Source organism: Spirobacillus cienkowskii (genome assembly GCF_037081835.1).
Classification (GTDB): Bacteria; Bdellovibrionota_B; Oligoflexia; order Silvanigrellales; family Silvanigrellaceae; genus Silvanigrella; species Silvanigrella cienkowskii.
In genome coordinates this window covers 567,594-583,801 of sequence record NZ_CP146516.1, presented here as the reverse complement: position 1 = coordinate 583,801, position 16,208 = coordinate 567,594, and the positions used below count along the sequence as shown (strand labels likewise).

Below are 16,208 nucleotides of genomic sequence, written 5' to 3'. Positions count from 1 at the left end.
TATTAAAAATGTCAATGCTTACATGCGACTTGAAGCCAAATGTTTTGCACCAGAAGCTTTTAATACTTCCATTATTTCATTTTTAAAGGAAATTGAGCTACTTGCTAATTCAGCAACCATTTTTTCTATATCTCGTTCTGCTTCTATGTAATCAAGTGCCACTTTAAATATTTGATCAGGGTGCATTGACTCTAACCAATTTAACCCTTCCCGGTATATAACGTGGCTAGCCATATGTGCACTTAAAATCGCAATTTTATGTGCTCTTGGCAATCGATTCAAAATTCTGTCTTTGTATTTTTCTACCAAAATTGGTGGGCAATGTTTAAATAAAACAAAGTGAAACTTATCGACAACGAGCTCTTCATCTTTTAATTGATTGAGTTTGTCTAAAAGAATATCTTTAGCCTGGTTAATTTCTGTAGAAATTTCATAACTTAGCTTTACAAGATCGGTATTATTTTTATTTTTGAGCCATTCTCTAAATAACAACTTAGCCTCTTGATCTGCATTGCGTCTTATAATCTCAAGCACCTGTTTTACATAAATATCTTTAATTTCAGCAAATTCTTCGGGCAAAATAGTCAAGCATGCAATAATTTCGTAAGAAGAGCAGCTCACACCTGCTTTATTTGCAGAGCTATCTTTTATAACGACAACACCACTATCAACTATTTTTTGTCGCGCTTCTTTTGTAAAGAAAATATTTGCCCCTTCAACAATTGCTAAAGAACTTGGTCTTCCGCTTGGCAACAGATACCTATCCCAATTGCTTTCTTTAACTGTATATGGTCTACCACCTGCAGGAATAAACACTTCAGCTTCAACAGTGGCATAAATATTATCTCTTATTTTTATATTCTCTTTTGTATTTGCAGAAATCACAAAAGCTTTGCTATCGCCACTAAGTTTACTCGGGTCAAATTGAACAATAGACTTCGATTCTTTAAAAAGTCGAATGAGTTCTCCCCAGTTTAATCCTTTAGGATCGTGAGCCGCTCCAAATCCATCTGCAACCGCAACAACCCGGCAGCGCTCTCCATACTCTCGATAAAGAATATTTAACTCATTTCCTGCCACATCGCCATCAGGACCACCTGTCATTTTTACTCGAAACGTCGAATTTTGTATTCCTAAATAACGTAAAACATTATCAACATAAACATTTACACCTTCTGAAGTAACGCCGTATGTTTTGTGATTAATCCCAAAATCGGGTTTAGATGACATAAACGCATAAGCATACTTGTATTTTCGGTGTAATGCATGTTGAATAATCCAAACAATAAGATCATCGGTGAGGTTTTCATCGGGGCCTAAATAAATAATTTCATCTTTACCATAGTAATCAATAATACCTTCCGCTAATGCACCAGTTTTAGAATCAGTTACAATTAAATCTAAAAGTCCAGATATTGCGGCTTTTACGGCTTCATTTTTATCTGCATGAGGCCGAACAACCATAACACACTTACTGCCACCTTCTGGTATATCTTTATTTTTTAATTGTTGTGCAGATGCAAGGCCATTCACTTCATCAAAAATACCCGCCAATGCATTTTCATAATCTCCCGAGTTTTTAGGTATAACAACGCGCATACCGCCACGAGAAATATCACGATAACGAACCTGAAATGCTCTAAAATTCCGCCCTATCATATAAAAAATACCATATGGTGTTTCGGGATAAAACTGCTTATCTAACGCTGAAGGATCAATTCTAAAGGAGAGACCTCCTTTAGAAATCAAAAAGTAATTGGTCTTTAAAATATGTGAAAGAAAATTTAATCCTTCTTTTAAGATATTTCTTTCAACCACATCGGAAAGTTCTGAGTAAAACAACTTAATTTCGTCAAAATAATGCTGCGCTTCACTTTTGCGATCTCCAACAAATCTTGGATCAAACCGCGCTCTAAAATAGCGAATACAAAATTCCATATACACAGGATTATTTGCAATAATTCTAGATACCCGATCCTTTGAATAGTAATACGGATTTTGTTTAGTTAAGAAAATATGAACCCAATTCGCCATTGCACGAACCAAGTTTGTTTCATTTAAACTAAAAGGGCTATCACCAAGCAATAAACTCGAAAACTCATCACCATGATCAACATATGATAAAGTTTTTAAACTTTTTAATACTTTACCCCAAGACTTCATATTATCGGTAATCATTTCGCCAGTAGGACTTGCTGAAATCAAATGTAAAATAGTATAACGTTGATTATTTTCCATCAAAATTTCGTTTGCTAAAAACCGCCTTACCTGAAAATTATAACGGTTAAAAATACCAATAATATTTTCCATCGCTGCAGTCACTGGAAAATGCTTTAAACAAATATCAACCCGAACCCTGGTATCTGATGTATTTTCATCCATAATTGTTGTTAAATTTACATAAGTATTTTCATTTTCAATACTGTATTTTACAGCTTCAAATGCCAAAGACATCTGCTTTACAGTTGCAACTTCAACATAATCTTTATCCAAAGAGGTCAAAAAGCTATCAACTAAATTTTTAGGTTGCTGCGACAAAATTTCTTTTAAAGACTGTAGTTTAAGTTTTGATTTGGCTGCGTTCCAGGTCGCTTCAGTTGTATAGGGAGCTTGATAGAGTTCACAAAGCCCGATTTTTTTATCTAAAGTATTAAATAACCGAGCGACTTTTGCTTTATGTTTTGACAGTAAAGGAGCAATCCGGAAGGTTGCCGTAGAGTGTTCTCCCGCGGCAATGAATGTGGTTGTTTGGGTTGCTGCAGAGACCCTTTCTGCAATTTGATTTTCGCTCAACACTTTGCCAGAAACTATTTCTAGAATATCATCAATCAATGCATTTTGAGAAGTTGACCATAAATACAGAGGCGGCATTTGAGATAAATACCATGGAATTGTTTGCTCTAGTTCTTTTGATAAAACATTCAAAATGCTTGTTGCTGCTTTATCGCATGCTTTTGTATCTGAAATGCTTGAAAAAAAATTTTCTATATTCGCAGGTTTTAACTCAACTGAGGGTTCCATATCTGAATCAAGTAACTCAACTTCGCTTAACCACTTTTGACTATGAATTTTTGGCAAGGTCATGACTCACTCCACATCATTAAATTAAGGAAAATGAATTGGAATTTAACCATTCATCAAACTTAAAGTGTAACTAACACATCAAAAGCACCTTGCAAATTTATAAAGAGATTTTTATTGACTTGGTTAAACAAAAATCATTGCAATGAGTAATTAATAACTAAATTTTCCTAACTTTACTTTTCCCCTAAAAACCCAATATATAATAGCAGTATACGATAAAACAAAAGGCATTCCACAAAATGCAATAATTTTCATTATTTGCAGTGTTTTTTGAGTTGATGATGAGTTAAAAATTGTTAAACTGTATTCTGCTGCAATACTTGAAGTGATTAGATTTGGAAATAATGCCGCACCAAACAATGCGGTAAAGGCAATTAGAGTTACACAAGAAGATAAAAATGCATATCCTGGTTTAGCCAAAAAAATTGCTCTTGGTATATTTGCAATTGCAAGCACATTAATGACAACAATACTCCATAACCAAGGATATTGTGCAAAATTATGAATTGATCTTGGTACATGTACTAAAGTATAAATCGTTGCAAAGATATAACAAACAATAAAGCAACCGAAAGTGTGCCACATCACTCTATGCACTCTTTCTCGTAATTCACCTTCGAGTTTTAAATAAAGATAAATAGATCCGTGCATTGTAAATGTTGCAACAGCTAAAACGCCAATTACAATTGAATACGGATTGAGCAAGTCAAACAAAGAACCAATAAATTCTTTATCAGCACCAACAGGAATTCCTCGCATACAATTTCCAACAGCAACACCAAATAAAAAAGTCGCTAAAATACTCGCAATAGAAAACCCAACGTCCCATGACGTTCTCCAAATAAGCCCATCGTATTTGCTTCGAAATTCTATAGAAACTGCTCTAAAAATTAATGCCCACAATAACAGCATAAAAGGTAAGTAAAAACCAGAAAAAGCTGTGGCATAAGCATCTGGAAATGCCGCAAACAACGCACCACCAAATGTCACAAGCCACACTTCGTTTCCATCCCAAAAAGGCCCAATTGAATTTAGAAATAAACGTCTTTCATGATCAGTTTTTGCAATAAAATGTAAGATTCCTACACCTAAATCAAACCCATCTAATATTGCATAACCAGCAAGCAAAATACCTAAAGAAACAAACCAAAAAATCTGTAAATCCACTTTAACTCCTTTAAAATTTTTTAATTTTTAATTTTTAATTTTTATTTACAATAAATCTTCTGGTCCTTGTTTTATTTTACTATGAATAACAAAAATCCAAACTATAAAAAGCAATATATAAATTAAAGTAAACATAATAATTGAAGTTAAAATCTCGTTACTTTTAACTGCTTTAGACAAACCTTCTGGTGTTCTCATCAAACCATATACAATCCAAGGTTGCCTTCCTGTTTCTGCCGCAATCCAACCTGCTTGATTCGCAATTGCTGGAGCTAACACAGAAAAACAATACATTTTCATTAAAAATTTTGATTTAAATAACAAACCATTCTTTAAAAGTAACAAAGAAATTGTTGTTAATAGTAACATATACATTCCAAGTGAAATCATAATATGATAAGTTTGAAATGTAATTCCAACTGGAGGTCTATCTTTAACGTCAAATTGATCTAAACCAATAACGGGTTTATTTCTATCACCATAAAGTAAAAAACTCAGTCCACCAGGAATCTTAATTCCATATTCTACAGTTTGCTTTTCACTATTAGGAATCCCAAAAAGATATAACGGAGCGCCTCCTGTTCCTGTAAAATAATGACCTTCCATTGCAGCCATTTTTGCAGGTTGTGTTTCTGCAACACGCTCTGCTAAAAAATGCCCCGACAAAACAGCAGCAATAGAGGAGATAAAAGCGATGTATAATCCTACCTTAAACGATTTTGTTGCGGCATCGAAGTGTTTATTTTTTAATACATACCACGCACAAACGCTCATCACAAAAAATGAGCCCATAAGCCAACAACCAATTAGCGCATGAATGAGCATTCTAACACTTGATGGATTGAATACCATGACCCAAAAATCATCGATGACTGCTTTCGCATTCATCCCCTCACCAACAATATGATAACCAACCGGAGTTTGCATCCAAGCGTTTGCAATAATAATCCAAATAGCTGAAAATACAGACCCTAAAAAGACCATAATGGTAGAAAAGAAATGCATTTTAGGAGTTACTTTATCCCATCCAAACACTAAAATCGCGAGAAACCCCGATTCTAAAAAAAATGCAAATATTCCTTCTGCAGCTAATGCAGAACCAAATATGTCCCCTACAAATCTCGAATATGTTGCCCAATTTGTACCAAATTGAAATTCCATCACAATCCCAGAAGCAACACCCATTGCAAAGTTTGCTGCAAAAATTTTTACCCAAAATTTTGTGATTCTTTCATAAATTTTATTTTTAGTTTTTAAATATAAAAACTCTGTGACAACAAGAATTAAACCCAAACCAATTGATAAAGGCGGAAAAATATAATGAAACATTACAGTTATCGCAAACTGTATTCTTGCAAGCATTTCTGTCGTTAAAAATTCACTCATGTCATGTTCCTTTCAAAACTTTCAAAGAAAACACAAACAAGATAATATTTAACTTGTTAATGAAACATCAGATTTAGCGCAGCAAATTGTTGCGGCATATGATTTTAAAGTTCTGTTAAATGAAAATCAGATTGGCAGTTTATAAAAGCAGATATTCTATCCCTGACTTTACTTGGAAAGGTGTGATCATCTAAAATATCAATTAAATTAAAATATTCTACAGTTTGCACTTCGTCACAATCTATCCTCAATGGTTTGTCTAATAAAGCGCTTTGATCTTCAGGAAGAGCTAAATAAATAAATCCTTTTATTGCACCACCTTTCCATTGGCGTGTGACTTCCTTGTAACGTTTAATTTTCCATCCGAGCTCTTCAAAAACTTCACGAATCATAGTATCTTTAGGAAATTCACAAGGATCTGCATTTCCTCCTACAAAATCCCAAGAGTAATCAGAGTAATTTCTTTTCATTAATAAACATTCCCATTTTTTTGGATTTTCTCTAGCCTGTTTCATAATGTCATCAATTTCAATATTTAAATAAAGTTTTCTTAGCGAAATTTCTACGGGTCTTAAAAACAAGGCACATCCAAAAAGGGAATTTGGTTTTGACTTAATATTTTTTATACCCAAATCAATAATCTGATTATAAATAAAGCTATCTTTATTAAAAAAATCTTTTTTTACTTTTTTATACAGTTTATCTTTAGTATAATTTAAGAGTTCCCAAGATGATTGAGTGGGATAACATTCGTTGCGATATCTAGGAATCAAATGCCAGTGCAAATGATTTACTTTATTAGAAAATTTAACAAAATTAATTCTTTCGCAAGATGTCACATCAAGAATTGTTTTCTCTAAACATACCAAACTTACTAAAGTATCTGAAAGATCATTGTTTCTAATTTGTGACTGTTCAAAAATGTGTTTTTTATAAACAGCCATCAATGCACCTGGCCAACGATCAGATAGCGGACTTTTAAAAACATAAAAATTCGCTCTTTCATCAAACAAAAAATCAGAGTCATTTTTTCCAAGTTTTAAACGCTTACATAACTCACAGTTATTATTTAATTTTATATGTTTTGAAAGCATTCGTCATTTTTCCTTTCAATTGACTCATTCTTTCGTAACAATTGCCGACAATGAATCAAGAATAGTTTTATCCGAACAAATCCGCAAAGGCGTTTTGAGAGGTCGCTATGCAGCTTTTTGGCTCTTATCTTGTAAAAAAAGGATATGTAACCCCCGGTCAAGTTATGACTGCTCTTGATATCCAAAAGCAAACATGGCTCCCTATTGGCCGCATTGCGCTTAATGAAGGAAAACTTACACCAGAACAAATTTTTATGATTCTTAATAAACAATCAGAAACCTCAAAACCATTTGGCGAAATTGCAATTTCACTAGGGATGCTGAATTCTGATGATGTCAACCATCTATTAAAAATTCAGCAAAAAAATATTAGACCAATTGGACAAATTTTTGTAGAACTGGGTTATATAACGCAGTCTGATATGGAGTCAGCGCTGAACGAATTTATTAAAGACCCGGAATCATGACAAAAAAATTTAATCTTGCAGAAGAAGACAAACTTCGAACTTGTGGATACATTAACTTTGCTCAAGTAGGTCGCCCTCATGGTTTGAAGGGCGCATTTTTTTTAAAAACAGCAGACAATCGGACAACTTGGGATGGTTATAAGAAACTGATTGTTGAAACCAATCACGGTTTTTTAGAAAAAAGAGTGATCAAAACCTATCTGAGTGGCAAAGCCCTGGTCATTGTTTTAGATGGTTTTTTAAACCGCAATGACGTTGAACCTTTGTATAATAAAAGAATATATGTTCATCAAAGCGAAATAGAAGTTAACGAAGATGAATATATTGTTGATAAATTGATTGGATTTAAAGTCTATGCCGAAGATATGGGTCTAGTAGGTACTGTTTCAGGGGTAAGCTCTTTTGGTGCACAGGATAATCTCGAAATTTTGTCAGCCAATACGAAAGAAACTTTTTTATTTCCATTTCTTGAGAAATTTGTAAAAAATATTGACGAACAAAACCAGCGCATTGATGTAATTTATATTCCTGAATTTTTTGAGGACAATATTACGTGACCACCTTGCTTCGCTTTACGGCACTCACTCTTTTTCCAGAAATGTTTCATACAATTAAAGAAGAAGGGGTAATTTCTAGAGCTATAAAAAATGGCATTATTAATATTGATACCGTTTATTTGCGGGATTTTAGTGATCACCCACGTAAAAATGTAGATGGTTCACCTGTTAGTGGTGGTGACGGTATGATTATTCGTCCTGATATTGCAGAACGCGCTCTTTTATCCGTAAAAACTCAACAGTCTTATGTTGTAAACCTTACTCCTTGTGGCAAAACATTTAATTCTCAGATTGCAAAAACGCTTGCACAAAAAAAACATTTAATTTTTATCTGTGGTCGTTACGGTGGGTATGATTTCCGTTTTTCCGAAAAATATAGTGACATCCACATTAGTATTGGTGATTTTGTTATTTCCGGAGGAGAACTCCCAGCAATGTGTGCGATAGACTCTGTTGCGCGTTTTGTACCAGGAGTTCTTGGCAATAGCCAAAGCGCGACAAGCGATAGCTTTGAAGACGGGCTGTTAGAAGCACCACAATATACCCATCCAGAAACTTTTCAAGGAACTAAAATTCCTTCTATTCTTTTTTCTGGAAATCACAAAAAAATTACTGAATACAATAGAAAAGAGCAACTAAAAATTACTGCAAAATATAGACCAGATCTCATTTTACTTTTATGGGATTCTCTAAACAAACAAGAACGCGCTCTTATTCAAAAAATTTGGAAAAATGGATATTAAAAATTAACTAAATAAAAATAGAATTTGCTGTATAATTTTAAAATCTATCCCCTGTATAAAAACTTAGAGTTCTGCTTAATCCTCTATACCCTTATACATTTTTATGATATACGAGATCCGTTAATTTTTTTACTCCTGGAAAGGTTTTAAAATGCAGCTATTACGCACACATCATTGTTCAGAACTCAATATAACGCATCTTAATCAAAAAGTGACATTAATAGGATGGCTGCATGCAAAACGAAATTTAGGTGGATTAATTTTTATTGATATCCGCGACAATTACGGATTAACTCAAGTTGTTATTCATCCTAATACTCCTTTTTTTCATGAAGCAAGCCAAACTCGCCAAGAATCAGTTATTCAAATTACCGGCCTCGTTTCAAAACGAGAAGGAGCAATAAACTCAAAAATGAGTACTGGAGAAATAGAAGTCATTGCATCAGAATTTGTAGTCGAATCTCCTTCTGAAATCTTGCCTTTTCCTATTGCTCATAATCCTAAACAAGAAAGTGAAGACACACGTCTTGCGTTTCGTTTTCTTGATTTACGAACTGAAAAAATGCATAAGAACATTTTATTTCGCTGCCAAGTTATCCAGCACATTAGAAGCATAATGCATTCTTTGGGGTTTCATGAGTTTAACACTCCAATTTTAACCAGCAGTTCGCCAGAAGGCGCACGTGATTTTCTTGTGCCAAGCCGCTTGCATCCTGGTCATTTTTACGCACTTCCTCAAGCCCCACAACAATTTAAACAACTATTAATGTGCTCTGGATTTGATAGGTACTTTCAAATAGCGCCTTGTTTTCGCGACGAAGATCCACGAGCGGACAGAGCTCCAGGAGAATTTTACCAACTCGATATTGAGATGAGTTTTGTTACACAAGATGAAGTCTTTCATGTTGTCGAACAGCTGATGGGCGAGTTGTTTGAAAATAAGAAATTTTCTGACAAACCAATACTACCACTCAGTCACTATAATTCTGAATATAGAAAAAATAACCGCCGTTTCCCATGCATCCCTTGGCATGATTCCATGGATAAATATGGAACCGACAAACCCGATCTTCGCTTTAATCTTGAAATGCAAAATGTAGAAGAAACTCTTGAACACACGCAATCCGCATTATTTCAAACCATATTAAAAAATAAAGGTATTTTACGCGCTATCGTACTGCCTAATGCTGCATCGCAATCTCGTAAGTTTTTTGATGAGGTAGACCAATTTGCAAAAGAACAGGGATTAGGAGGACTACCTTGGCTTGCTGTAAAAGATGGAGAATGGAAAGGATCTATTGCCAAACAACTGTCTGACGCAGAAAAAAAAGCTCTTGGCAATCAGTTACGTTTAGAAAACAACAATGCAATTGTTTTTATCGTTGGTAATCATAAACAAAAAACCCAAATTGCTGGTGGGAAAATTAGAACATATTTAGCAGAAAAACTAAACCTAAAAAATACAAATAACTGGGCTTTTGCCTGGATTGTCGATTTTCCAATGTTTGAATATAATGAAGACGCGCAGAAAATTGATTTTTCTCACAATCCATTTTCAATGCCGCAGGGAGGAATGGAAGCCCTAAATCAAAAAAATCCTTTAAACATTACTGCTTATCAGTATGATCTTGTTTGCAACGGAATAGAATTATCGTCTGGAGCGATCAGAAATCACAAACGTGATATTATGAAACGGGCATTTGAAATTGCGGGGTATTCAGAAAATGACGTTGAATCTAAGTTTGGTGCTCTGTGGAATGCTTTTGCGTTTGGCGCGCCTCCTCATGGAGGAATTGCCCCTGGGATAGATCGCATGATCATGCTGCTGCTGAACGAACCCAATATCCGAGAAGTCATTGCATTCCCATTAAACCAGAAAGCGATGGATCTACTCATGAAAGCACCAAGTCCTGTTTCAATGCAGCAGTTGAAAGAAATTCATATTCAAACAAAAATGTTATAAATAAATAACATACCTGTTATAAAAAACGTTCATATTGAACGTTCTTGAACAAAAACTTTGAATAAAGGTTAAGAGCATTGTCTGTAACTTTATATCGAGTCTTATGCTATTTTATTTTACTAACACCAATGCATATATTTGCATCAAATAACGTTATATTACTAACACCTCCTTCTGCAGGAAAATTTTATTTTGAAACAGCCCAAGAGCTTTTCAAAACTGCACAAGTAAATGCTATAATTGAGATTAATACCTATCCAAATATATATAAAAAAATGAATAGCATAACTCCAAAATCAAAAGAAATTTTTGCGACTGTCAAAGCTTTAAATGAAAATAATGAAAAAAAATTTTATAACATCAGCAAATTTTTAAATGTAGATAATTCTTTTTATACGCTTAAGCGCTCTAAAAAATCTTGCAAAAACATTCAAGATGCAAAAAAATTAGACACTATTTGTGTATGGCTTGACTCTGTTTTAAATAAGTATCTTATTACTCAAGGGTTTGAAAATTTAATCCCAGTACCAACATTCAATCAGTGCACACAAATGCTCTATGAAGGCAAAGTGGATGCAATGTATTCTTCAGAAGTAAATATTGTAAAATCTGCAAAAACACTTGGACTAAAACTTCAAGATCTAAAAAAAGGGTATACCCCAATCAGAGTGACTTTTTTTCTTGCAGTTACAAAAAATGCTCCAAAAGATCTAGTTGAGAAATTAATGGAAGCAAGCAAAAAATTAAAGTCTTCGGGCAAAATTGATGAACTAATATTTAAACATAAAAGCGATCTGTTTCTACCTGAATAATGTATCACAAATTTTTTACGAGGAAAAAATGCAACAACCTCTTGTTTCAAACATTTCCAATACTCAATTCTCTATGTCAATAAATCAGTTTGATGAGTCTTGGAAAGATGCTCTAGCAACGTTATTAGGATTAGGTCGAGCTGCAGGTGCTGATTTTGTAGAATTTTTTATTCAAAGAGGACATTATATCAATGCCCTTGTTGAAAATGAAATGATAACTGCAATTAATCCTACCCTGAGCCTAGGTGCAGGGATTCGCTTATTTAAAGGAAAAGAAGACTGCTACGTATCAACCAACGATGTCAGCTTTAATGGGCTTAAAAATATTTTAGAAAAAGCACTTGATATCATGGGTTTAAAACTTTCTCACAACAGAATTACAACAGATATTAACTTAGAACCACTTAGAGATTATGCTCAAATACGAAGTAAAAATAATTGGCTTAAAGAAGTGAGTCCTATTTCTGAACTCTGCGAACTGCTTTTAAATTGTAATTTACAACAAAAAAAATTAACAACATCGCTACAAAGCTTTACAACAAGCGGATTCCAAGACTGGCAAGAGGTTCTAGTTGCGTCTAGTGAGGGAACATTTGCACGCGATATTCGCTTACATCAATCAATTTCTGCCCAAGTTGTTTGCCAAGATGGCGCTCATCGCACTTCTGCTCACAAAAGAATGGGCGTCTCTGCGCAACCGCAATTTTTTAAGAGTTTAAATTTTAGAGAAATTTGTCAAGATTTAGCAGAAAGCGCTGGGTATATGCTGCATGCTGATTATGTTCCTTCTGGCGTTTACCCTGTTGTTCTTGCAAACCAATTTGGTGGCGTAATTTTTCATGAAGCTTGTGGACATCTTTTAGAGACAACAGCAGTGCAAAGCAATTCAACACCTTTTAGCAGCCTAAAAGGGCAAAAAATTGCGCACGAAAACCTGACCGCATGGGATGAAGGCTTTTGGGAAAATGGTTTTGGCTCATACGATATGGACGATGAAGGGATGCCTACGCAAAAAACATTATTGATTGAAAATGGAATTCTTAGAAATTTTATTGCTGATCGCATGGGTCACCTGTTAACAGGACATCCTCGAACAGGAAGTGGACGCCGCCAAAACTATACATTTGCTCCGGCAAGTCGTATGCGCAATACATATATTGCGCCAGGCAAATTTAAAAAAGAAGAGATGATTAGCAGCATCGATAAGGGCATATACTGCAAAAAGCTTGGAGGAGGAAGTGTTAATGGAACAGGAGATTTTAATTTTGCGGTAGAAGAAGCCTGGATGATTGAAAATGGCAAAGTCACAAAGCCAGTAAAAGGCGCTACATTAATTGGGCAGGCAACAGAAATCATGAAAAAAATATCAATGTCTGGCAATGATCTTGATATTTCAGCAGGATTTTGCGGCTCTGTTAGTGGCAGCATTTATGTCACAGTCGGCCAGCCACATATTAAAGTTGATTCGATTACAGTTGGCGGTCGTTAAACTCAACAAAGGACAAAGCCTATGATGCGCAACATAAAAAAAATACAGTCTGAAATTCAGAGCTTAGCCAATTCTCTTGGTATTCAAAAATTTGATGTCAATGGTTCATTTAGAGAAGAAATCTCTGCAAGTTCAAAAAATAAAAACCCCTTTGCTCTTTCTTCTGCAACAAAAACAACCCTTTTTATTAGAGTATGGAATAAAAATAACCAAGTTGGCGTTACAAATACTTCAAATTTAACAACTCAAGGCATAAAAGATGCTTTAGAAATTGCGCTTGAATCATCTTATTTTTCTTCAAAAGAAGTGATTTATGAATTTAGTGAATCCTGTTTAACACCTCAAGAAAATGCGTTTTCCCAAAACGAAAATTCAATAATTTCTCCTATTCAAGAACTTGCAAATGAATGTATCAAAGCAGAAAGCTTGATTCTTGATCATGATTCTGTTTTTAAAAGTGTTCCTTATAATAAAATTTCTGAATCATTATCTGGGAGATTTTACTTTAATAGCAATGGCGTTTTAAAATCTGAGAAAAAAAATATTGCCTATTGTTACTTTTATCCACTAGCTCAAGAAGAAGGAAAACATGCTCGCGAAGCTGGGCATATTAGCATAGTTAATGGTTATCAAAAATTAAATGTTTTAGAATGTGCAAAAATTGCACTAGAAAAAACCATAAAACATTTAAACTATACGCCTATAAAATCTGGTAAATATTCTGTATTATTTTCACCCGAATCTTTTTTAGATATATTGTATTCATTTGCAAATTTTATAAATGCTCAAAACATTTTAGATAAAAAAAGTTTAAGCACAATTGATTCTCTTGGCAAAGAAATTGCAAGTCCACTTGTTAATTTATACGATGCACCGCTTCATGAAAAAAATGTTGCAAAAACGTTATTTGATGATGAAGGAACCAATACTCAAGAAACAGAAATTATCAAAAATGGAGTTTTAAAAAATTTCTTACACAGTAGCTATACTGCTAAAAAATTTCTAACAACATCTACAGGAAACGCAAATAGTGGTGCAAAAATCACGATATCACCCCATTTTTTACATATAAAATCTAATAAAAATGCGGCAGCATTTCAAGATAATTTGCCAACTGAACCGTATATTAATATCGAAAATGTAAAATCGCTACATGCGGGAGTAAATGCCCTGCAAGGATCTTTTTCTTTACCATTTGATGGATTTATAGTAGAAAATAATAAAAAAACAAGTATTGAAACAGCAACTGTTGCGGGAGATTTTTTAACACTACTTAAAAATATTTGTTATGTGGATTCTGAAGAAGAACTTACAGTTAAAGGCATTTGTCCAAAAATTTTAATTAAAGACCTTGCTATTACAGGAAATGGCTAGAATTTTTTTAACTCTTGAGCAGAATAAACTCTCTTTTTTATAATAATAATTTTTTCTTTTTTTATAAAATTTTCACTCTCAAGATTTAAATCACTCGATAAAAATATTTTTCCGCCATAAATTTTTTTTAACTTTACAATAAAATCTTCAAATAAATAACGAGAACCCTTTCCAAAATAATAATCCGAAACTAAATATTTAATATTACCTAAAATTTCTTTATTATTATCAATATACAATAAAAAATTCTCAGGGCTTAAAAAAGTAAGTACGTTAATATCGTTAACGTTTCGCTTCCAGCTCTTACAAATAAGGGGATCGTCATCGATCACAACTAAAGTTTCAGTAAAATAGTTTTTACTTTCTGAAGTTAATTCTTCATAGTAATCCAAAAATAATTTTTGACCTTTTATATTATTTGGAATCTCTGAGATATTTACATTATATTTTATTGTACTAACAGGTAATGTGAAAATAAATTCTACACCTTTTTCAATCTGCGACTGACATCTAATAACACCACCATGTAAATTTACAATTTTCTGTGCAATCGCTAGACCTAATCCAGTGCCATGCGTTTTATGTATTGTGTAAAATGGATCAAATAATCGATTAATTTTATCTGCTGGAATATAAGAATTGCTATTTCCTATACAAATTTCAGCATATAAAATATTATTACTTTTGATTAAATTCGAATTAATCCATATTTTTCCATAAAAATTCATAGCTTCTATAGCGTTATTTAAAATATTAACAAACACCCTAACAATTCTATTTTCATCGACGTTAAGATAAAAATCATTATTAATATTAATTAATAATTCTATATTTGTATCTTCTTGAACAATAATTAAATTTTTTATTGATTTATTAATAATATTTTCTAATTTTACATTTTCTAAAATATTTAACTCATTAACTCCTGCTTCCATAATTTCTTTTAACATGTGATCAATATAATCGACAGAGCTTTTTATATGAGGCTCAAAATAAACGAGTAATTTTTTAATATTTTCATTATTATCTTTATTACTAATTTTTTTTATTTCCTGAATAAAAAATTCTAATTTTGTAAATGGTTTTTTGATATCATGCGCAATTAAGTGTGCAATATTTCCAACTGCAATAAGTTGTGAATTTCTATTCATTTCTCTTTGAAGATATTCTGTATAGCGTAAAAACAAATCAAATGTAAAAGACAAAGACTCTAATTCATTAACTATTAAATTTTTTTCTACTCCTTTTCTTTCATTAATAACTCTATTTCTAAGGAAAATTATTTTATCAACAATTTTTCTCTGGAATATTTGCAAACCAAAAATTATTAAAATAATAGAAAAAATAAAAGAAATAAAAATATATAAATAGATAAAACTAATTTCTATATTATTCATATAAATTAAGTTAAATTTTGTTTTAAATTGCTCAATATCTAAGTTATTTGAAATAGCTTGAATTTCAAGTAGCATAGGAAAATTTTTCTGTATTTCATTTATATCCAATAAAACAATTATATAACCTATTTTATTTTTTATACTTAATTGACTAGGAATAATTTTATAAGAAATTGGAATGAAAAATTCAATTCTTTTAAAACTATTATTTAAATATGCTCCATATTTTTGAGTTTCATTTAAATCAATTTTTGTAGAATAATTTTTATCTGGTATATTAACAATTAAATTTCCTCTGGTATTATACACAAGCCATTTTGTATTATGATATGGCATTTTTTTTCTGATTAAATCAATAGAATAAGTAAATTTTTTATAATTACTAGATTGTTCATCTATTGTAGAATCAAAATAGTTTTTTAGCTCTACAGACTGTGATACCATAACAATAGAGGATTGAATTTTATGAAATGTATCAATTAATTCTAAATTCATGCTTCTCTGCAATTGACTATTTGCAAGTCGCATTTTCTCGTTAGTATGAGATATAAAATTCCAAAAAAGTATAATTGATAAAACAAAAGGAAATAAAAAAGAAAAAATTATAGAAAGTAAAAAATAAAATTTCAGCGTTTTAGAACCGGCAATCATGAATTTGAATTCATCCCCCAAAGC

12 protein-coding genes are annotated in these 16,208 nt (G+C 32.6%); 7 read left to right on the top strand and 5 right to left on the bottom strand.

Annotation, left to right across the window (positions count from 1 at the left end; translation table 11 throughout):
* Positions 1-18: 18 nt before the first annotated feature.
* The 4 genes from Spiro2_RS02545 to Spiro2_RS02530 all read right to left on the bottom strand — a co-directional run bounded on the left by Spiro2_RS02545 (position 19) and on the right by Spiro2_RS02530 (position 6,731).
* Entirely contained in the window at positions 19-3,084 is a 3,066-nt protein-coding gene (locus Spiro2_RS02545; RefSeq protein ID WP_338636815.1) for an NAD-glutamate dehydrogenase domain-containing protein, read from the bottom strand.
* A gap of 150 nt (positions 3,085-3,234) precedes the next feature.
* Positions 3,235-4,251: a cytochrome d ubiquinol oxidase subunit II gene (cydB, locus tag Spiro2_RS02540; protein ID WP_338636814.1), complete on the bottom strand. Its 1,017-nt coding sequence runs from the start codon at positions 4,249-4,251 to the stop codon at positions 3,235-3,237.
* Between the two features lie 45 nt (positions 4,252-4,296).
* Complete coding sequence (locus Spiro2_RS02535) at positions 4,297-5,637, bottom strand: cytochrome ubiquinol oxidase subunit I (protein ID WP_338636813.1); 1,341 nt, start codon at positions 5,635-5,637, stop codon at positions 4,297-4,299.
* A 104-nt stretch (positions 5,638-5,741) separates the two neighbouring features.
* On the bottom strand, positions 5,742-6,731 hold the full coding sequence (locus Spiro2_RS02530) for an NUDIX domain-containing protein (RefSeq protein WP_338636811.1): 990 nt from the start codon (positions 6,729-6,731) through the stop codon (positions 5,742-5,744).
* Between the two features lie 107 nt (positions 6,732-6,838).
* Here Spiro2_RS02530 and Spiro2_RS02525 point away from each other — a divergent pair, with 107 nt between their 5' ends.
* The 7 genes from Spiro2_RS02525 (at position 6,839) to Spiro2_RS02495 (ending at position 14,136) form a co-directional block, all read left to right on the top strand.
* On the top strand, positions 6,839-7,198 hold the full coding sequence (locus tag Spiro2_RS02525) for a hypothetical protein (protein WP_338636810.1): 360 nt from the start codon (positions 6,839-6,841) through the stop codon (positions 7,196-7,198).
* Positions 7,195-7,755 carry a ribosome maturation factor RimM gene (rimM, locus tag Spiro2_RS02520; protein ID WP_338636809.1) on the top strand — a complete coding sequence of 187 codons (561 nt, stop codon included), beginning with the start codon at positions 7,195-7,197 and terminating at the stop codon, positions 7,753-7,755. The genes Spiro2_RS02525 and rimM overlap by 4 nt, the downstream gene beginning before the upstream one ends.
* Complete coding sequence (trmD, locus tag Spiro2_RS02515; RefSeq protein WP_338636807.1) at positions 7,752-8,498, top strand: tRNA (guanosine(37)-N1)-methyltransferase TrmD; 747 nt, start codon at positions 7,752-7,754, stop codon at positions 8,496-8,498. Before rimM ends, trmD begins: the two co-directional genes overlap by 4 nt.
* 151 nt (positions 8,499-8,649) lie before the next feature.
* A complete protein-coding gene (aspS, locus tag Spiro2_RS02510) occupies positions 8,650-10,461 on the top strand; it encodes an aspartate--tRNA ligase (RefSeq protein WP_338636805.1) in 1,812 nt (603 codons plus the stop codon).
* A gap of 77 nt (positions 10,462-10,538) precedes the next feature.
* Positions 10,539-11,273: an ABC transporter substrate-binding protein gene (locus Spiro2_RS02505; RefSeq protein WP_338636803.1), complete on the top strand. Its 735-nt coding sequence runs from the start codon at positions 10,539-10,541 to the stop codon at positions 11,271-11,273.
* A 28-nt stretch (positions 11,274-11,301) separates the two neighbouring features.
* Complete coding sequence (locus Spiro2_RS02500; protein WP_338636802.1) at positions 11,302-12,762, top strand: TldD/PmbA family protein; 1,461 nt, start codon at positions 11,302-11,304, stop codon at positions 12,760-12,762.
* A 21-nt stretch (positions 12,763-12,783) separates the two neighbouring features.
* Positions 12,784-14,136, top strand: coding sequence for a TldD/PmbA family protein (locus Spiro2_RS02495; protein WP_338636801.1), 1,353 nt, complete (start codon positions 12,784-12,786; stop codon positions 14,134-14,136).
* Here the strand turns inward: Spiro2_RS02495 and Spiro2_RS02490 are convergent.
* Complete coding sequence (locus Spiro2_RS02490) at positions 14,133-16,184, bottom strand: HAMP domain-containing sensor histidine kinase (protein ID WP_338636799.1); 2,052 nt, start codon at positions 16,182-16,184, stop codon at positions 14,133-14,135. The two genes, Spiro2_RS02495 and Spiro2_RS02490, sit on opposite strands and share 4 nt — an antisense overlap.
* Positions 16,185-16,208: the final 24 nt, after the last annotated feature.